Annotated in this window: 21 protein-coding genes; 12 read left to right on the top strand and 9 right to left on the bottom strand. The window is 70.3% G+C overall.

Annotated features, from left to right (window positions below):
- The 4 genes from ABN611_RS04765 to ABN611_RS04750 are packed head-to-tail and all read right to left on the bottom strand — an operon-like array spanning position 1 to position 4118.
- Positions 1-1239, bottom strand: a complete 1239-nt coding sequence (locus ABN611_RS04765; RefSeq protein ID WP_350278538.1) for an MFS transporter — start codon at positions 1237-1239, stop codon at positions 1-3.
- A 1-nt stretch (position 1240) separates the two neighbouring features.
- Entirely contained in the window at positions 1241-2203 is a 963-nt protein-coding gene (locus ABN611_RS04760; RefSeq protein ID WP_350278537.1) for an ABC transporter substrate-binding protein, read from the bottom strand.
- A gap of 38 nt (positions 2204-2241) precedes the next feature.
- A complete protein-coding gene (locus ABN611_RS04755) occupies positions 2242-3042 on the bottom strand; it encodes an ABC transporter ATP-binding protein (RefSeq protein ID WP_350278536.1) in 801 nt (266 codons plus the stop codon).
- Positions 3039-4118, bottom strand: coding sequence for an iron ABC transporter permease (locus ABN611_RS04750; protein ID WP_350278535.1), 1080 nt, complete (start codon positions 4116-4118; stop codon positions 3039-3041). Before ABN611_RS04750 ends, ABN611_RS04755 begins: the two co-directional genes overlap by 4 nt.
- 556 nt (positions 4119-4674) lie before the next feature.
- Between ABN611_RS04750 and ABN611_RS04745 the strand changes: the two genes are divergently transcribed.
- The 3 genes from ABN611_RS04745 to ABN611_RS04735 are packed head-to-tail and all read left to right on the top strand — an operon-like array spanning position 4675 to position 6250.
- Positions 4675-5763 carry a hypothetical protein gene (locus ABN611_RS04745; protein ID WP_350278534.1) on the top strand — a complete coding sequence of 363 codons (1089 nt, stop codon included), beginning with the start codon at positions 4675-4677 and terminating at the stop codon, positions 5761-5763.
- Between the two features lie 49 nt (positions 5764-5812).
- Positions 5813-5983, top strand: a complete 171-nt coding sequence (locus tag ABN611_RS04740; RefSeq protein WP_350278533.1) for a hypothetical protein — start codon at positions 5813-5815, stop codon at positions 5981-5983.
- 36 nt (positions 5984-6019) lie between these two features.
- Complete coding sequence (locus ABN611_RS04735) at positions 6020-6250, top strand: DUF5652 family protein (RefSeq protein WP_350278532.1); 231 nt, start codon at positions 6020-6022, stop codon at positions 6248-6250.
- 284 nt (positions 6251-6534) lie between these two features.
- Here ABN611_RS04735 and ABN611_RS04730 read toward each other — a convergent pair whose 3' ends face one another.
- Complete coding sequence (locus ABN611_RS04730) at positions 6535-6927, bottom strand: MerR family DNA-binding transcriptional regulator (RefSeq protein WP_350278531.1); 393 nt, start codon at positions 6925-6927, stop codon at positions 6535-6537.
- 69 nt (positions 6928-6996) lie between these two features.
- Between ABN611_RS04730 and ABN611_RS04725 the strand changes: the two genes are divergently transcribed.
- Genes ABN611_RS04725 through ABN611_RS04715 form a run of 3 tightly spaced genes read left to right on the top strand, consistent with a single transcriptional unit; the run spans position 6997 to position 10487 of the window.
- Positions 6997-8160, top strand: a complete 1164-nt coding sequence (locus tag ABN611_RS04725; protein WP_350278530.1) for an acyl-CoA dehydrogenase family protein — start codon at positions 6997-6999, stop codon at positions 8158-8160.
- A 7-nt stretch (positions 8161-8167) separates the two neighbouring features.
- Positions 8168-9697, top strand: a complete 1530-nt coding sequence (locus ABN611_RS04720; protein WP_350278529.1) for an acyl-CoA carboxylase subunit beta — start codon at positions 8168-8170, stop codon at positions 9695-9697.
- Positions 9698-9710: 13 nt separating this feature from the next.
- The gene (locus ABN611_RS04715; RefSeq protein WP_350278528.1) at positions 9711-10487 is read left to right on the top strand and encodes an aldolase/citrate lyase family protein; all 777 of its coding nucleotides are present in this window, start codon (positions 9711-9713) and stop codon (positions 10485-10487) included.
- Here the strand turns inward: ABN611_RS04715 and ABN611_RS04710 are convergent.
- Entirely contained in the window at positions 10484-11557 is a 1074-nt protein-coding gene (locus ABN611_RS04710) for a GTP-binding protein (RefSeq protein WP_350278527.1), read from the bottom strand. The two genes, ABN611_RS04715 and ABN611_RS04710, sit on opposite strands and share 4 nt — an antisense overlap.
- A 94-nt stretch (positions 11558-11651) precedes the next feature.
- Between ABN611_RS04710 and ABN611_RS04705 the strand changes: the two genes are divergently transcribed.
- The 6 genes from ABN611_RS04705 to ABN611_RS04680 are packed head-to-tail and all read left to right on the top strand — an operon-like array spanning position 11652 to position 16996.
- Positions 11652-12860, top strand: coding sequence for a GNAT family N-acetyltransferase (locus tag ABN611_RS04705; protein ID WP_350278526.1), 1209 nt, complete (start codon positions 11652-11654; stop codon positions 12858-12860).
- A gap of 17 nt (positions 12861-12877) precedes the next feature.
- Positions 12878-13591, top strand: a complete 714-nt coding sequence (locus ABN611_RS04700; RefSeq protein ID WP_350278525.1) for a DUF4129 domain-containing protein — start codon at positions 12878-12880, stop codon at positions 13589-13591.
- Entirely contained in the window at positions 13588-14169 is a 582-nt protein-coding gene (locus ABN611_RS04695) for a hypothetical protein (RefSeq protein WP_350278524.1), read from the top strand. The genes ABN611_RS04700 and ABN611_RS04695 overlap by 4 nt, the downstream gene beginning before the upstream one ends.
- Before the next feature lie 9 nt (positions 14170-14178).
- Positions 14179-15153 (top strand): MoxR family ATPase, encoded by a 975-nt coding sequence (locus ABN611_RS04690; RefSeq protein WP_350278523.1) that lies wholly within the window; start codon positions 14179-14181, stop codon positions 15151-15153.
- Complete coding sequence (locus ABN611_RS04685; protein WP_350278522.1) at positions 15150-16451, top strand: DUF58 domain-containing protein; 1302 nt, start codon at positions 15150-15152, stop codon at positions 16449-16451. Before ABN611_RS04690 ends, ABN611_RS04685 begins: the two co-directional genes overlap by 4 nt.
- Complete coding sequence (locus tag ABN611_RS04680) at positions 16448-16996, top strand: hypothetical protein (RefSeq protein ID WP_350278521.1); 549 nt, start codon at positions 16448-16450, stop codon at positions 16994-16996. The genes ABN611_RS04685 and ABN611_RS04680 overlap by 4 nt, the downstream gene beginning before the upstream one ends.
- A gap of 26 nt (positions 16997-17022) precedes the next feature.
- On the opposite strand, the gene ABN611_RS04675 is transcribed toward ABN611_RS04680, so the two are convergent.
- The 3 genes from ABN611_RS04675 to ABN611_RS04665 form a co-directional block, all read right to left on the bottom strand.
- Entirely contained in the window at positions 17023-17418 is a 396-nt protein-coding gene (locus ABN611_RS04675) for a type II toxin-antitoxin system VapC family toxin (protein WP_350278520.1), read from the bottom strand.
- 17 nt (positions 17419-17435) lie between these two features.
- Positions 17436-17621, bottom strand: a complete 186-nt coding sequence (locus ABN611_RS04670; RefSeq protein ID WP_350278519.1) for a hypothetical protein — start codon at positions 17619-17621, stop codon at positions 17436-17438.
- 83 nt (positions 17622-17704) lie between these two features.
- The gene (locus tag ABN611_RS04665) at positions 17705-18262 is read right to left on the bottom strand and encodes a TetR/AcrR family transcriptional regulator (RefSeq protein WP_350278518.1); all 558 of its coding nucleotides are present in this window, start codon (positions 18260-18262) and stop codon (positions 17705-17707) included.
- Between the last annotated feature and the right edge of the window lie 14 nt (positions 18263-18276).

Here is an 18276-nt window from a genome sequence, read left to right as displayed (position 1 = left end):
CTACGGCTGCGTGCCGAAGGTTCGGGAGCGGAGGGGCGAACGCCAGGCCAGTACGGCGCTGGTCAGGACCGCGACGGACATCACGGCGTAGGCAGGGCGGGCGCCGGCGGATTCAGCGAGCGCGCCGGCGATGAGAGCGCCGAGCGGTGTCCCGCCCCAGGCGACCATCCGCGCGGTGGTGTTGACGCGGGCCTGGAGATCGAGCGGCGTGACGAGTTGGCGCGCCGCGATGCCGTTGATGATGGTCAGCGTGTTGGTGAAGCTCCAGAGCAACAGCGGTATGGTTGCCCAGGGCAAGCTTGGTGCGATGGCGGTCAGCAGCAGCGCGACGGGGTTGATCGTCAGCGCGGCGATGCTGATCCAGCCGAGCGGCCAGCGGGCGGTCAGTCTCGGTAGGGCAAGAGCTGCGAAGAAGGCGCCGGCGGCCACGATCGCGAAGAGGAAGCCGACGCCGCGGCCATCCTCGGAGAGCCCCAGGTCCTGGACGGCGAAGACGACCAGGAGCGCGCTCACCGCGCCGCCGGTGAGCGAGTTGCCGACGCCGAGCAGAGTGAGGGAGCGGACGACAGGTTGCTGCCACACGAAGGCCAGGCCTGCCTTGATGTCGGTACGCAACGTCTGGCGTTCACGCTTCGGGCCGCCGGCGTCGAAGGACCGGCCGATCAACGCCAGCAAGGCACCGGCCACGACGTACGCGCCCGCGTCGAAGGACAGGGCCTGCGCAGCGCCGACCAGCGCGACGAGGAGGCCGCCGAGGACCGGACCGCCGAGGCCGGCCAACGTCGTCACCATCCAGACCATGCTGTTGGCCGGAACCACGCGGTCGGTGCCGACGAGGGCAGGGAGGGCTCCGAACGCGCCGGCGTCGAACCACACGAAACTGGTGGCCACGACGGCGGCGACGCCAACCGCGTGCGGCGCCGTCAGCTCGCCCAGCCAGGATGCGACGGGCACGCTGAGGAGCGCCGCCGCCGAGGCGGCCTGGCAGGCGAGCATCAGCGGGCGGCGGGGAAGACGGTCCGCCATCGCGCCGGCAATCAGGCCGAACAGCAGGTAGGGCACGACCTGGACCGCGGTGACCAGCGACGTCAGCATCGGCGACGAGGTCACCTGGAAGACCAGCAGCGGCAGGGCGACCGCGGTGATCGCCGAGCCGATCACCGCGACCGTCCGTGCCAGGAGGAACAGGACGAAGGCCCGGTCGCGAAGAAGCGGAGTCTCCTCGGCAGTACTGGTCACGTCAGCTCTTCGGGTGTAGGCCATCGGCAATGGTGGCGACGCCTTCGACGGAGGCGAGCGTGCCGGGGGCGAAGGTGGTGTTCCGTACGGCGACGAGCCGGCCGCTGCGGACGGCCGGCGTACTGGCGAACGTCTTGGTCAGGTACTGGACGGTCTGCTGCTGATGCGCGTCGTCCTGGACAGCGAACACGAACGCCTCCGGGTTGCGCTCCAGGACCACCTCGGCGTTCACCTCGGCGGCGTAGAAGTCGGCGAACCGCTGCTCGGTCGCCGCGAACACGTTCTGCCCGCCGCCGAGCCGGAGCATGTCGACCTCGATCGCCGCGCCGATCGCGTAGAGCTTGCCGCCCTCGAAGTACACCTGGGCCGTCTTCACCGGCGGCCGGCCCGCGATCCGCTCGGTGATCGCCGCCAGTTCGCCGCGCGCCTTCCGCTCCAGTTCGGCCGCTTGCTGCGGCCGGCCGAGCACCTTGCCCAGCGTCCGCAGATCCGAGAACGCGTCCTCGACGGTGCCGGTCGACCGTCGCTCACGGCAGCCGGCTGTCGCGACGTACGGCGTCGCGCCCGCCTTGACCAGCTCGTCCTTGCCCGCGAACCCCTGCTCGGTGTTGAACTCGTACTCCGAGCTGCTGTAGACGAAGTCCGGCTGCTGCGCGACCAGGATCTCCTTGCTGGGCGGGGTTTTCGCGCCGAGGGACCGGATCTTCCGGAGCTGGTCGGCGAGCTCGGGGTCGGGTTTCGACACGCCGTCCTGCGCCTGCGCGACGATCCGGTCCTGTACGCCGAGCCGGACGAGGATCTCGGTCAGGCCCGGGTACAGGCTGACGATCCGCTGCGGCTCCTTCGCGATCGTGTAGGTCTTCCCGCAGTTGGTGATGGTCATCGGGTACTGCGATGCCGTGGCCGAGGTGTCCGTGCTCGTCTCAGGGGCGGCCGTGACGGTGCCGCAGCCAACCAGTGACACTGCGGTCAACGGTAGAACGGCCAGAGCTGGGCGGAGCTTCATGCGGTGGATTCCTTTGCGGGTGTTGGAGCGGTCGGGGAGTGGTCCAGGGCCAGCAACAGGCGCCCTGTCCGGGGATGGACGAGTACGTCGCAGGTGATGCCGTAGACCTCGCGCACGCGCTCCGGCGTCAGCACTTCCTCCGGCGAGCCGACGGCCACCAGTTGGCCCTGCTGGAGGAGTGCCAGCCGGTCGCAGTACGCGGCGGCCAAGGTGAGGTCGTGCAGCGCGACCACTGCCGTCACGCCGAGGCGACGTACCAGACTGAGGAGTTCCAGCTGGTGCGCGATGTCCAGGTGGTTGGTGGGCTCGTCGAGCAGCAGGACCTTGGGCTGTTGCGCCAGTGCTCGCGCGAGCAGTACCCGCTGGCGTTCTCCGCCGGACAGCGTCGGCACCATCCGGTCCTCGAGGTGGGCGGCGTCCACGCGTGCGAGACAGTCGCGGGCCAGCGCCACGTCGTCGGCAGCGCTGCGGCGGCCGAGCGAGTTGTGCGGGATCCTGCCGAGCAGCACGAGATCGAGCACGCTCAGCTCGATGTCGGTCGCGTGGTCCTGGGTCAGTACGGCGCACTGCCGCGCGACGTCGCGCGTGCTGGACCGCCATACGTCCAGCTCGCCCAGGTGCACCGCGCCGCTGTCCGGCCGGATGGCGCGGAAGACCGTGCGCAGCAACGTGGACTTGCCGGAGCCGTTCGGGCCGAGCAGGCCGAGGACTTCGCCGGACCGGACCGCGAGGTCCACCCCGCCCAGCACCGGCTGCCCGGCGAGCCGCACCGCGACCCGGCGTACGTCGACCTTCATTGCAGGCCTCCGGCGGATCGGCGGCGCAGCAGCCAGAGGAAGAACGGAGCGCCGATCGCGGCGGTGACGATTCCGATCGGCAGCTCCTGCGGGGCGGCCGCGGTGCGGGCGACGACATCGACCGCGACCAGGAAGATCGCACCGCCCAAGGTCACGACCGGGATCAGCCGGCGATGGTCAGCGCCGATCGCCAGACGGCAGATGTGCGGGACGACCATGCCGACGAAACCGATGCCGCCACTGACCGCGACCACCGCGCCGGTGAGCAGGGAGGTCGCGATCAGCATCTCGATCCGGAACCGGGAGACGTCCACGCCGAGCGAGGTCGCGGTCTCGTCGCCGGTCATCACCGCGTTCAGCGGGCCCACCCGCAGCAGCGCGTGCACGACGCAGGCGAGCACGATCAGCACCGGGATCGCGAGCATCTGCCAGGTCGCGGACGACACGCTGCCGAGCAGGAAGAAGACGAGACCGGGCAACTTGCCGTGCTCGGCGGTGACCGTGATCCAGCTCGTTGCGGCGCTGAAGAGGTACGACAGCGCGACGCCGGCGAGCACCAGCCGCAGCGACTCGACACGGCCGCCGCGCTGGGCCAGAACGAAGACGAGGACGGCGGCGACCGCTGCTCCGGAGAACGCCGCGCCGGAGACGACCAGTCCCGGTACGACGGCACCCGCGGCGAGCGCCGCCACCGCGCCGAGTGACGCGCCGGACGAGGCGCCCAGCACGAAGGGATCGGCCAGCGGATTCCTGATCACCGCCTGCAGCACGGCGCCCGCGACCGCCAGCGCCGCACCGACGGTTGCCGCGAGCAACGTGCGCGGCAGCCGGAACTCCCAGACGATCTGGTCCTGCGCGAGGCTCCAGGATGCGACGTGCTCACCCGGCGTCAGATGCGCCCAGAGGATCCGGGCCGTGGTCCCGACCGGGACCGGCACCGGGCCGATGCCGGAACTCACGACGACGGCAACCAGCAGGGCGAGGCCGAGACCGGCGAGGATCAGTGGCTGGCGCGCGGATCTGGACCGCGGCGTGCGATCCCGGCCCGCGACGGCAGGGGCGGAGCTTGCTGACATAACAGCAAACGATAACGGTTTTCATTTCTTGTGTCAGCTCGGGAAGTGTGCCGTCGGGCTTCTCCCCCGGCCCTTGGCTGTACCGAAGAACGGGTAGTGGTGCCGCTCCAGCGTGAATCGCGCACCCCCGCAGGCGGAAGCCAGTCCCATCAGCCCGACCTCTACCCGCTCTTCGGTACGCAACCTCCCTGAACGGCTAGGCGACCTGTCGCACGTGGACAACGTCGTACTCGCCGCGGCCGGCTCCTCAGACCACCGAGCCCTGGCCGACTGTCCGTCGCCGCCCTGCTCTACCGCCGCATCGACCGCCCGGTCCACGTCGGCTACCTGTCCGGCGCCGGCGACCGCCTACCCGCAGTACTCAACCGCGTCCCCGGCCGCACCGCAGTAGCCACGTACCTCCTGGCACCCGGCTTCTTCTACAACCGAACCCGCAAACTAGCCGGCCCCCGCCCAGTCACCCCACCCCTGGCTCCCGACCCCCGCGTCGCAGTCCTCGCCCTCCGCCGCTACGAACGAGCCTTGACGGTCGGCCGCCTGCCTGTAACCTCAGGCCATGGGGGACTCGGCGATCGCGGCGTGGGGTGCGGTGCTCGATCGGTCGGTCGAGCAGATCGCGGCGGCCTCCCAGGACGCGCGCACGTTTGACCGGCAGCTGATCGCCCAGGTCTCGGACGTCTGGGACAACAACACGTACTCGTTCGTTGGTTCTGCCATCGATCGTGGTGTTCGCCGGGAGCAGCACGCCGTGGCGGCCCTGGGGTGGCTGGCCGATTTCGGGGGCGAGCGCCGAGCGTGGGTGCTCGAGCAGCTGCGGATATCGGGTCACGACATCGAGTTGCCCGCGGCGTCGTACCCGGAAGATGTATACCGGCGGGACTTTGCAGGACGGGTCCTGTCCCCGCAAGAGCCGCTGACCGCGGACGTCGCAGCCCGGATCCGGAACGACTACGACTTGACGACGGCGGCCGTCCGCGCGCTGACGGTCGAGCGCTCCGGCGCGGGCCTTCGCGGTTCCCTCCAGCTGCAACTGGAGCGTCGGCTCGCGCTCGACGAGTTCGACGGGGCCGGCATCCCGCCGGCGGAACTCGATCTGCGGTTCGACGGCATCACCGACGTATCGTTCGACCTCGACGACTGCCACGGTCTGACCGTCGATCAGGAAGTCGCGCTGACGATCGGACGGAACGGGCTGCTCCGCGCTTCCCGTGGTACCGCCTGGATTCATGATCCGCGCTGGCACCTGTCGAGTGCCGGCCGCGCAGCCGATGCACGGACCTCCGCGGAGATCTGGCGGCCTGACCCGCCGCCCCGGACAGGGCGTCGGCTCGAAGGGGCGGCCCGAGTGGCCGCCGCCGTCCTCCACTGGGCGATGCTGGAGATCCGGATGGTTCGATACCCGCAACACGCACACCGCGCGCCGGTGTATCGCATCGCGCAGGTCCTCGCCGGCGCGGGGTCGGCGATCGTCGCCGCGGGCGCGCGCCGGTGGGGCCGGGAGGCTGCCTTCCGCAGCCTGATCGAGGGGTGGATCGCCGCAGGCGGTGACCAGCTCGCCGGAGTCTTCCGCTACGTACTCCTCGACCTGGCGAAGGACGAGTTCGAGCCGGCCGCGGTACGACGGTTGGCGCGAGCTGACCCCTGATGCCGCGGAGGAGGCCGCGCCACGCACGGCTGAGGCTCCAGGAGAGGCGGTGGTGCTTGTGTACTACTCCGCTTCCCAGGAACCACATCCAGCGTCGGTTGTCATCCAGTCCGCAGTACCCGAGGACGGCCGGTGGGTGCTGCGCGGCTTCGAGACCGAGGACCCGCAACACGTTGCCGTCGAGGTCCGCACGAACCGCATCAGCGTCGAACTGAGGTGAGTTGTCAGCCGCACGCCGCAGGAGCATGGTGGTTGTGTGACGGGCAAGAAGTGGGCTGATGTGGATCCGCGGACGCGGCGGATCGTCGTGGTTCTCGCGGTCGTGGAGGGAGTGCTGAAGTCGGTCGCTCTCGCCGACCTCGCCCGCCGGCCGGCCGCGGAGGTTCGCGGGCCCAAGGCGGTCTGGGCGCTGGTACTCACCCTGACGAACTCCCTCGGCGCCGCACCGGTCATTTACTGGGCCTACGGACGGCGCAGGAGAGCCTGATACCTGAGGCGGTGCGTACCTTGACGGGCTTCAGGAAGTTTCTCCTGACGGACTCCGTCCAACAACCGATCAACACCGAGGGCAACTCCACCGAGTTGTGGCGAATGGCTCCAACCCCCAGACGCGAACCGTGAGGATCGGTCGCGTTTGACAGCCGATCCTCACGACTCGCCGCTGAGATCAGGAGCCATGTGCCACGACTCGGCCCGGGTTGCGTCGGTCGGCCGACCAAGGAATTCCCCTGCGGTGGCGGCCTGTCCCGCTGGGAACCGGCTGATGGCGTGTCAAGGCTTCCCGGTGCGGAGGGCGGCCAGGTCGGCGTGGCAGCGCGCTTCGACCTCAGCCAAGTCCTGGAGGGTTTCGTCGATGTCGCGGCGGCGTTGTTCGAGTTCGGCGCGGCGGGTGGTGATCTGGTCCAGGAGGTAGGTGAGCTGGCCTTCCTCGCCGGGTTCGGCGTCGTACATGTCGACGATCTTGGCGATCTCGTCGAGGGAGAAGCCGAGGCGCTTGCCACGCAGGATCAGGCCCAGGCGGACCTTGTCGCGGGGGTGGTAGACGCGCTGGGTGCCGCGGCGTTCGGGGGTGAGCAGGCCGCGGTCCTCGTAGAACCGGATCGTTCGCAGCGTGACGTCGTACTCGGCGGCGAGCTCGGCGATCGACCAGGTCTCGGGTTGCACCTGGCTATTGTGCATGGGTCCTAGCGTGCTTTACGTTTACGTAAGCGTCAAGCACGAAGGGGTGCCGTCATGTTCGAGTTGTCCGCGGAGCATCAGGAGTTCCGGCGGAGCGTTCGCGACTTCGCGGAGGCCGAGATCGCGCCGCACGCGGCCGAGTGGGACCGCAAGCACTACTTCCCGGTGGAGGTCGTGCGGAAGATGGGGCGGCTCGGGCTGTTCGGGCTGACCGCGCCGGAGGAGTACGGCGGGGCGGGCGGCGACTTCACCAGCCTGTGCGTGGCGATCGAGGAGATCTCCCGCGTCGACCAGTCGATGGGCATCACGCTCGAGGCCGCGGTCGGGCTCGGGATCAACCCGATCCTCACCTTCGGCACCGACGAGCAGAAGGCGACCTGGCTGCCGGATCTGGTCGCGGGCGCCAAGCTCGCCGGGTTCGGGCTGACCGAGCCGGAGTCGGGCTCCGACGCCGGCGCCACCAAGACCCGCGCCGTCCTCGACGGCGGCGAGTGGGTGATCGACGGCTCGAAGCAGTTCATCACCAACTCGGGTTCCAGCATCACAAGTTGCGTGACCGTCACCGCGCGCACCGGCGAGAAGGCCGACGGCAAACCGGAGATCTCCACGATCATCGTCCCGAGCGGTACGCCGGGATTCACCGCGGAGGCGGCGTACGACAAGCTCGGCTGGCACGCCAGCGACACGCACCCGCTGGCGTTCGTGAACTGCCGCGTCCCGGAGGGCAACCTGCTCGGCGAACGCGGCAAGGGGTTCGCGCAGTTCCTCGCGACGCTCGACGACGGCCGGGTGGCGATCGCGGCGGTCGCGCTCGGCTGCATCCGCGCGTGCCTGGAGATGTCCGTGCAGTACGCCGGGGAGCGGCAGACGTTCGGCGTACCGATCGGCCGCAAGCAGGGAGTGGCGTTCCAGATCGCCGACCTGAAGGTGATGGCCGACGCGGCCGAGCTGCTCGTCTACCGGGCCGCGGCGCTGAAGGACGCCGGAGCGCCGATGCAGGAGTTCAAGCAGGCCGCGTCGGTGGCCAAGCTGTACGCGACCGAGTCCGCGGTGACCGCGACCCGGATCGCCACCCAGGTGTTCGGCGGCTACGGCTTCATGGAGGAGTACCCGGTCACCCGCTTCTACCGCGACGCGAAGATCCTCGAGATCGGCGAGGGTACGTCGGAGGTGCAGCGGATGCTGATCGCCCGGTCGCTGGGCCTCCCAGTGGAATGATGGCTGCATGACCCACGATCACTGGACCGAGGTCAAGGTCGCCCGCGAGGCGACCCTGGCGCCGCCGGAGAAGGCCGCGGCCAAGCTGGCGAGTCAGAACAAGTTGTACGTCCGCGACCGGATCGCGCTGCTCGTCGACGAGGGCAGCTTCGTCGAGGACGCCCAGCTCGCGAACGCGCTGAACCCCGGCCTGCCCGCCGACGGCGTGGTCACCGGCCGCGCGCTCGTCGACGGCCGGCCCGCGCTGATCGTCGCCAACGACCCGACCGTCAAGGCCGGCTCGTGGGGCGCCCGGACCGTGGAGAAGATCGTCCGGGTCACCGAAGTCGCGCTCCGCGACGAGTTGCCGGTGTTCTGGCTGATCGACTCGGCGGGTGCCCGGATCACCGACCAGGTCGAGCTGTTCCCGGGCCGTCGCGGCGCCGGGCGGATCTTCCACAACCAGGTCGCGCTGTCCGGCAAGGTGCCGCAGATCTGCTGCCTGTTCGGCCCGTCCGCGGCCGGAGGCGCCTATATCCCGGCGTTCTGCGACATCGTGATCATGGTCGACGGCAACGCCTCGATGTACCTCGGCTCGCCCCGGATGGCCGAGATGGTCGTCGGCGAGAAGGTCACGCTGGAGGAGATGGGCGGCGCCCGGATGCACACCAGCGTCTCCGGGTGCGGGGACCTGCTGGCGTCCGACGACACCGAGGCGATCGAGCTCGCCAAGCAGTACTTCTCCTACCTGCCGGGTTCCTGGCGTTCGCGACCGCCGTCGTACGACGCCTCGGAGCCGGCGCGCGACTTCACCCGGGACCTGGTGCCGGCCGAGGAGAGCGTCGGGTTCGACATCCACGACGTGATCGACGCGCTCGTGGACGCGGACACCTTCTTCGAGGTCAAACCTGCGTACGCGCCGGAACTCGTGGTCGGGTTCGGGCTGCTCGCCGGGCAGGTGGTCGGGCTCGTCGCGAACCAGCCGGCCGTGAAGGGCGGCGTGCTGTTCGTCGATTCGGCGGACAAGGCGGCGCGGTTCATCTGGCTGTGCGACGCGTTCAACGTGCCGCTGGTGTACCTGTGCGACGTACCGGGGTTCATGATCGGCAGCGAGGTCGAGCGCGCCGGGATCATCCGGCACGGCGCGAAGATGATCACCGCGGTGTCCGAGGCGACCGTGCCGACGGTGTCGGTGATCGTCCGGAAGGCGTACGGCGCGGGGCTCTACGCGATGTGCGGACCGGGTTTCTCGCCGGACGCGTGTGTGGCGCTGCCGACCGCGAAGATCGCGGTGATGGGGCCGGAGGCGGCGATCAACGCCGTGTACTACAACAAGATCCAGGAGATCGCCGACGAGGGCGAGCGGGTCGAGTACGTCGCCCGGCTGCGCGAGGAGTACGAGACCGACATCGACATCCTCCGGCTGGCAGCCGACCTGGTCATCGACGCGATCGTCGAGCCGGAGAACCTGCGCGCCGACCTGATCGCCCGGCTCGCCGCCGCGCAGTCCAAGGACCGGACGTTCTCGCACCGCCGGCACGGCATCCCGCCCGTGTAGATAGTCTCAACCCGTGAATGCAAACGATTTCGCGCGCAAGGTCCGATCGCGGGAGAAGCTGGTCGGGTACTGGATCACGCTGGACGCACCGCCGGCCGCCGAGCGGATCGCCCGGCTCGGGTACGACTACGTGGTGCTCGACGGGCAGCACGGCCTGATCGGGTACCAGGGCCTGCTGACCGGGCTGCTGGCGATCGACGCCGGCGCCGCGATCGGCCCGCGCCCGACGGTCGGCATGGTGCGCGTCGAGGCGAACGATCCGACCCCGATCGGGCGCGCGCTGGACGCCGGCGCCACCGGGGTGATCGTGCCGCTGGTCGACAGCGCGGACGACGTCCGGCGGGCCGTGCAGGCGGCGAAGTACCCGCCGGTCGGGGCGCGGTCGTTCGGCCCGATGCGGGCGGCGTTGCGGATCGGCCCGGCGCCGGCGGACAGCAACGACGCGACCGTCGTACTCGCGATGATCGAGACGCCGCTCGGCCTGAAGAACGTGGCGGAGATCTGCGCGACGCCCGGTCTGGACGGCGTGTACGTCGGCCCGTCGGATCTGAGCCTCGCGCTCGGTGCCAAGTTCCCGCACGACCCGGATCTCGAGGGGCCGTTCGAGGAAGCCGTCGAGCTGATCGCGCGGACCGCGCAGGACGCGGGGATCGCCGCGGGCATCCACACCTTCGACGGTGAGTCCGCGAAGCTCCGGCTCGACCAGGGCTACAGCTTCGCGACGGTCGCCTCCGACGTCGCGCACCTCGAGGCGGTCGCCGCCGCGCACCTCGGCGTGGCCCGCTCCTAGAACACCCCGGCGAACGGATCCTCGAGCTCGTTCCAGTCGAGGCTGTTGAGCTCTGACTCGGTCAGCAGGCAGGCGTCGAGGACGGCCTGCAGGCGGGCCGGGTCGAGGCCCATGCCGGTCGCGACCACGGTGCACTCGGCGAGATGCTCGGTCTCCGACCACTCGCCGAGGGTGCCGAGCGACGCGCTGTAGCCCGCGGACTCCCAGCGGACGCGCTGCGTCGGGCGGTTCGCGAGCCAGACGACGCCGCGGCTGCGGACAACACCGTCCACGATGTCCTCGAGCGCGTCGTTCAGCCGGGCGGGGTGCAACGGCCGCGTCGATCGCCACAGCACGGTGGTGACCCCGTCACCGCTCGGCTGCACCCGATCCTCAGCCGCCAGTTCGCCCGCCCACGCCTCGGCCGCGTCGAAGTCGAACCGCCCGGTCCGCGCAACGGGCCCGTCCGGTACGCCGGCAACATCCGCGGCCACCACCGAGGTCCGCGGGTTCAAGTGCACCAGCAGGTGCTCCAGCCGCTCCACCGCCGTACTGCGATGCGCATTGGCCAGCACGCACACATCGGCGTACTCGATCTGGCGTGCGGTCAGCTCCGCGACGTTGCGCCGATCCGGGAGGCCCAGCGCCAGGCCGCGCTCCGCAAGCAGCTCGTCGCCGGACAGTTGCGCGACCAGCAGTACGGCGTCGACGACGCAGGTGACGGTGTCGACGGCGATCTCCGGGAGCGTGGACACCAGCGTCGCGGCGAGCGGCCGCGCCTCCATCGCGGGCGGTGCGGCGAGCACGATGTGGTCCCAGTGGCCGCGCGCGACCAGCGTCTCCAGCAACGGCACCAGCGATTCGATCAGCTGGCAGGCGCCGCAGTCGTCGCCGACGGTGAACTCGCCCGCGTCGATCGGGCCGGACGCGTCCTGCACCCGCCAGGTCAGCACGTCGCGACCGGGCAGCTCCTCCTGACCGACCACGACGACCACGGTGGCGGCGTCCGTCATCGCCTCCAGCACCGGCTCGCGCAGCGTCGTGGACAGCCCCACCATCAAGGACAACGGGGTTTTCGCTCGGGCGGTCATGCTCCGAGTATATGAAAACGGTTTTCATCAGTCTAGTCTTCGGGACCGGCCGAATTCGGAGGTGTGGGCGCCGATCGTCTGATAGGCAAGGGACATGGCGATCGAGATCGGGAAGTTCGCGGGTGCGTGGGACGAGCTGCTAGAGCTCCTGGACATGGCGTTCTCGTCGCCGTGGACCGAGGAGCAATACGAGGCCGAGCGGCGGGTCTGGGAGCAGGACCGGTCGATCGTCGCGTCCGAGGACGGTCAGCTCGTCGGGCACACCGCCGCGTTCTCGCACCTGCTGACGGTGCCGGGCGGGCAGCTGCCGGCCGCCGGCGTGACGATGGTCGGCGTCCGGGCCACGCACCGGCGCCGCGGGATCCTCCGAGACCTGATGCGCACCCAGCTGACCGACGTCCACGAGGCGGGGGAGCCGCTGGCGACGCTGACCGCGAGTGAGCCGGCGATCTACCCGCGGTTCGGGTACGGGCTGGCGTCCGACCACCAGGCGATCGTCGTACCCAAGGAGTCCCGCGCGCTGCGTCCGGTGCCGGGCGTCGACGACGTACGGATCCGGTACGTCGACGCGTCCGACAGCCTGGCCCGCTGCGCCGAGCTGCGGAACCGGCTCGCGCTGGAGCGACCCGGCATGTTCCAGCACGACGAGCGCTGGCAGCAGTACACGATCAGCGCGACCCTCGTGAGCGGCACCGGGAACGCGTCGAAGCTGCGCTGCGTGGTGGCCGAGCGCGACGGTGAACTCACCGGGTTCGCGCACTACCGCACCAAGCGGGCGGAGAAGGGGTACGTCGACGTACAGCGGGTACATGCGGCCGACATCGCGTCGCATGCGGCGCTGTGGCGGTACCTGCTCGAGCCCGACCTGCTCAGCGAGACGCGCTGCGGGATGCTCGCGTCGGACGACCCGCTGCTGGACCTGCTGCTCGACCCGCGGGCGCCGGGAGCGGTCACGCGCGACGGGCTGTGGGTCCGGACGGTCGACGTCGGGCGTGCGCTCGCGGGCCGGACGTACGCGCGGGACCTCGACGTCGTCGTCGAGGTGATCGACGACTTCCTCCCGTGGAACGCGGGCCGCTGGCACCTCACCGGCGGTCCTGACGGCGCCTCTTGTGAGCTCGTGACGCGCGACGCCGACCTGACCATCGACGTCCGCGACCTGGGCGCGGTCTACCTCGGCCGCCCGTCGCTGGAACGCCTCGGCCGCGCCGGTCTGGTCGCCGAGCACACGGCCGGTGCTTTGGCCGCGACCTCGGAAGCGTTTTCCACATCGCGGCTTCCGTTCCTCGACACCGGCTTCTGATCGGCTAACCTGCGCAGATGCAGACGCAGCGTCGGGGTGCGCTCGCGATCGTCGCCGCGTTGTGCGCGGGGATCGTGGTGGCCGGCTTCGTCGTGCTCGCGTCGGCGAGCGGGCCGGTCCGGCCGGTCAGCGAGAGCACGCGGCGGGTCAGCCCGCGGCCGCTGCCGACGGTGACTCCGTCGGCGAGCGCGCCGGAGGCTTCGGGCACGCCTGCGCCGTTCCAGTTGCCGCCGGGCGAGACGCCGCAATGGCTGATGGCGTTGTGGCAGGCGGTGGTCTATCTGGTGATCGCGGCTGTGATCGTGTTCGTCGGCCTGTTGGTCTACCGGATCCTGCGCAAGGTCCGGCTGCCGCAGGTCGAGCCTGCGGAGGCGGACTGGGAGCGCTTGAAGACCGTGCGGCTCGCCGAGGCGGTCGACACCGGTCTCGCGCAGATCGACAGCGGTACGGCGACCGACGCCGTCGTCGCGTGCTGGGTGGCGCTGGAGGCCGCGGCGGCCTCGGCCGGCGTACCGCGGGATCCGTCGGAGACACCCGCCGAGTTCACCGTCCGGGTGCTCGGCGTGGGCGGGATCTCCGAGCCGCAACTGGTCCGCCTCGGTGAGCTGTACCGCGAGGCGCGCTACTCCACGCACGGCTCGACCGAACAGGCCCGCACCGAGGCCCGCGCGGCATTGGTGCTGCTCCGTGACGAGCTCGCCCATGTACGTCCAGCGGAGGCCGGCGCATGACGTCGTACAGCTGGACTCCCTTGGAGGAGAAGCCTCCGCCTGCGGAGGTCAAGAAGAAGCGTCGGCCCAACAAGATGCTGTTGCAGCACCTGGGGCTCGCGGTGCTGGCGAGTTTGTTGCTGGTGGCGGTGTTCGCGGCGGCGGGGATGGCGCCGCGGCCGTTGTGGTTCGTGGTGGCGGCGCTCGCCGTCGGGGTCGTGTCGCTGGCGATCCGGCTGGCGATGCCGCAGGTGGTGGAGACGAGCTGGCCGGGCCGGCACGACGACAACCTGGCCGTGCTGCGCGCCCGGAACAGCGACACCAGGACGCAGTTCCTCGCCACCTGGCTGCAGGAGTCGCATCGCGAACGCCGGGCCGGCGAAGGCTCGCTGACGTTCCAGCGCCGGATCCGCCCGCTGCTGCTGGAGCTCACGACCGACCGCCTCGTGCACCGGCACGGCGTCGACCCCGAGCGCGAGCCGGAGCGGGCCCGCGCGATCACCGGCGAGCAGCTCTGGGCCTTGATCGCCGACGACGACAAACGCACCGCGTCCCTTGACGAGCTCGAGTACGCGATCCACACCATCGAGAACTTGTGAGGGATAGCTGTGGCTGAGGGTGAGTTGACGCTCGGTGAGGTGTCCGCGCTGAGCCGGCAGGTGCTGGAGCGGGTCGGCCAGGCCGTGGTCGGGAAGGGCGAGGCGCTCGAGTTGGTGCTTGCGGGCATCCTGGCCGGCGGGCACGTGCTGCTGGAGGACTACCCGGGCCTGGCGAAGACGTTGGCCGCGCGGTCGTTCGCGCAGGCGCTGGGGCTGGAGTTCCGGCGGGTGCAGTTCACGCCGGACCTGCTGCCGTCGGACGTGACCGGGGCGTTCGTGTACGACCAGAAGGAGTCCGAGTTCGTCTTCCGGCCGGGACCGATCTTCACCGGTCTGCTGCTGGCCGACGAGATCAACCGGACGCCGCCGAAGACCCAGGCCGCGCTGCTGGAGTCGATGCAGGAGCACCAGGTCACGGTCGAGGGCCAGACCTTCCCGCTGCCCAGCCCGTTCCACGTGCTCGCCACCGCGAACCCGGTCGAGTACGAAGGCACCTACCCGCTCCCGGAGGCGCAGCTCGACCGCTTCATGCTGCGGATCGGCTTCGGTTATCCCTCGCCTGCTGAGGAGTGGGAGGTACTGCGGCGCCGGATGAGCCGCCGGCGCGAGGACCAGACGGTCGATGCGGTGACGGATGCTGCCGGCCTCCTCGCCGCGCAACGCACGATCGAGACCGTGACCGTGGACGACACCGTCGGTCAGTACTGCGTCGACCTCGCCGCCGCCACCCGCCGGGACTCGCAGGTGCTGGTCGGTGCGTCGCCTCGCGGTTCGCTGGCGCTGCTGCTGACCTCGCGTGCGTACGCGGTGATCCAGGGCCGCGACTACGTCGTACCGGAGGACGTGAAGGCGGTCGCGGTGGCCGCGTTGGCGCACCGGATCACGGTCCGCCCGGAGCTGTGGCTGCACGAGGTGACCGGCGCAACGGTGGTGCGGACCGTCCTCGGGTCGGTCCCCACGCCTCCCACTGTCTCAGTCGCATGAGTTGGCGGCCGACGCACGCGCAGGTCCGTGCGATCTGTGTGGCCGCGGTGCTGCTCGGTGTCGCCGTACTGCTGCGGCGGCCGGACGCTGCGGTACTGGGGTTGCCGCTCGCGTTCCTGGCCGCGTGGGGGCGGTTCTTCCGGCCGCGGGAGCGTCCCGACGTACACACCGAGCTGGACGCGGACGTGCTGTTCGAGGGGCAGGGTACGACGTACCGCCTGCGCGTGCCGGAGACCGTGGATCGCGACATCGACCTGATCGTGGCCGCGCTGCCACGGGCGCCGTGGTTCCAGTACGACCCGCCGCAGGCCGCGATCGCGGAACCGGTGGCGAGCGGCGACGTACAGCTGGAGGTCGGCGTCCGGTCCAAGCGTTGGGGTCTCCGCTCGTTGGAGCGGCCAACGGTCACGGCGACGTCGTCGGTCGGGGCGTACCGGATCCACGTGACGTCGGCGGAGTCGCAGGCGGTGACGACACTGCCGTTGCGGGAGGGCTTCGAGGCGGTGGACGCCGTACCGCGGCCGGCCGGACTTGTTGGTTTGCATCGGTCGCGGCGGCCCGGGGAGGGGACGGAGCTGGCCGGCGTACGGCCGTTCCGGACCGGCGACCGGTTGCGCCGGATCAACTGGGCGGTGTCGGCGCGGACCCGGGAGCTGCACGTCACGTCGACGTGGTCGGACCGCGACACCGAGGTCGTCATCCTGGTCGACACCGGCGGCGAGATCGGCATCAGCGAAGGGATCGACGGGCGGTCGTCGAGCCTCGACACCGCGGTCCGCGCGGCCGCGGCGATCGCCGAGCACTACCTGCGCAACGGCGACCGGGTGCGGCTGATCGACACCGGGAGCCTGTTCCGCGGCGTGCGGTCGGGAAGTGGGCGCGGGCATCTGCGGCGGATCCTCGACACGCTCGTGCACGCCGACCGCCGCGGCCGGCAGCAGGACGAGGAGCAGCTGGCCCGGCGGAACCGGATCCGCTCGGACAGCCTCGTGCTCGTGCTCAGCCCGCTGCTGCGGCAGACGATGCTCGGGTACGTCGTCACGCTCGTCCACTCCGGCTGCACGGTGATCGCGATCGACACGCTGCCGCCCGACGTCGCGGCGATCATGGACCTCGACGCGCACGACCAACGATCCTGGCCGCTCGCCTGGCGGCTGCGGCTGCTGGAACGCCGCCGCGACCTCGACCGGCTCAGCGACCTCGGCGTACCGACCGTTCCTTGGCAGGGCTCCGGAACCCTGGACGAGGTACTGCGCGACGCGGCACGTCTGTCCGCCGCACCGAGGATCCGGTCATGAGTATCGACGAGAAGATCACGCTCTGGCTGGCGCAGCTGCGGGTGTCCGGACGGGCGGTGTTGCTGGCTCGGCTGGTGATCGCGGTCGCCGGGGCCGTTGCGCTCGTCGTACCTGCGTTGCAGACGTGGGATCAGCCGGACCTGGTCGCGATCGTCGGCGTGCCGCTGCTGGTCGCCACCGTGGTGCTGCCCGATTCGCTGGCTGCGATGGGGTTCCTGCTGCTCGTCGCGCTCGGCTGGCTGATGCGCGGCCGGGGCGAGTTGAGCTGGAGCCTGGTCGTCACCGCGATCGCGCTCGTGGTGCTCCACCTGGCCGCCGCCTTCGCCGCCCAGCTCCCGTCGTACGTCCGGGTCCACCGAACGGCCCTCCGCCGCTGGTGGTTGCCCGGGGCAACCGCCGTCCTGCTGGCCCCCGTCGTCGCCGCCGCGGCCGCCCTGATCCGCGACGCCAACATCGCCGGCTCACTTCTTGTCACCGCCGCCGCCATAGCCCTCTCAGCCGCCACCCTCTGGTTCGCCGCCGGCCAGAAACTCGACCGCGACTAGCCGACGTCGGCAGGTCGTATCAGGAGCTAGTGGTCTTCGTAGCCGACGATCCGCAGGCCCTCGTACTCGGCGAAGTCAGCGAAATCCTTGACGTTGAGCGTCGCCAGCGGCAGGTCGTAGGTCAGGCAGCATGCCGCGATCCAGCTGTCGTTCTGAGGGCGGGGACGCCCACGCCTGGTGGCATACGCGGAAATCTCTCCCCAAGTCCGAGCCACCGCTTCGTTGTACGGCAGTGTGGGGCGGGTGCTGAGCCAGGCCTCGAGACCGGCGACCTTGGAAGGTCCCCAGTCCCGCAATAATGCCCAGCGACTGAGTTCTCCGAGGGTGACGAACGTGATGCCGACCTGAGCGCCGAGCAACTCACGAAGCAGCATTGGTGGCAGGGCGTTCTTGATGCTCAGGGATGCTACGTCGGTGTCCAAGACGATCCTGCGCGTGCTCACGCGATGTCGGCCCGCCGCATCGCGCCCAGGTCCGCGAGGAATTCGTCCAGCTCACCGTCGTCGAACACGCCGTCCTCGGCGAGGTCTTCGGCGGAACGCACCGGCACGGCATCTCTGAAGAGTTCGTCGACGGTCGCGATCGCACGTCGCCGGCCAGGGTGTTCAGCGTTGTCAGCGGTCACGACGTCACCTCCTCGACTCGACCATTACACCGAGTATCCCATGGAAGCCGGACAGGTGGTGCAGCCACGACCGACTTCGACGTTCAGTCCTCCTGCCGTTCCTCGCCGAGTGTCTTCGTGATTTCCTCGGCCCAGGGGAGGGGGATCGCGTTCGGGCCCATGACCTGCATGGCGGACATGACGGTGATGAGCATGCCGGCGGAGAGGAACTCGCGGGTCTCCTGCGGGGTGGCGCCGGTCAGTTCGCGGATCAGGGTGTAGATGCTGCCGAAGCGCGCCCGGACGCAGTCGCCGATCACCGGGTCGCCGCTCGCGGAGAAGCCGTGCAGCAGGACCAGCAGGATCTCGGGCTCGGCGAGTAGCCGCTCGTAGTTGCGGCCCAGCGCGATCAGCTCGGGCGTCTCGGCCGCGGCGTCGCGGAAGATCTGCTCGATCCGGTCGCAGACGCTCCGGATCGCGGCGAGGAACAGTTGCTGCTTGGTCCCGAACAACCGGATCACGTACGGCTGCGAGACCCCGGCGAGCCGCGCGATCTCGTCGGTCTTCGTGCCCTCGTACCCGGACGCGGCGAACGCGCGGACCGCGGCCCGCAGTACCTCGTCGCCGCGCTCCTTCGCGGTCAGCCGAACCCTGGCGCTCACCTGGTCTCCTCTCG

The sequence above is a fragment of the Kribbella sp. HUAS MG21 genome (genome assembly GCF_040254265.1).
Lineage (GTDB): Bacteria > Actinomycetota > Actinomycetes > Propionibacteriales > Kribbellaceae > Kribbella.
Note: the sequence above shows the minus strand (reverse complement) of the source record. Positions and strands in the feature narration are given on the sequence as shown.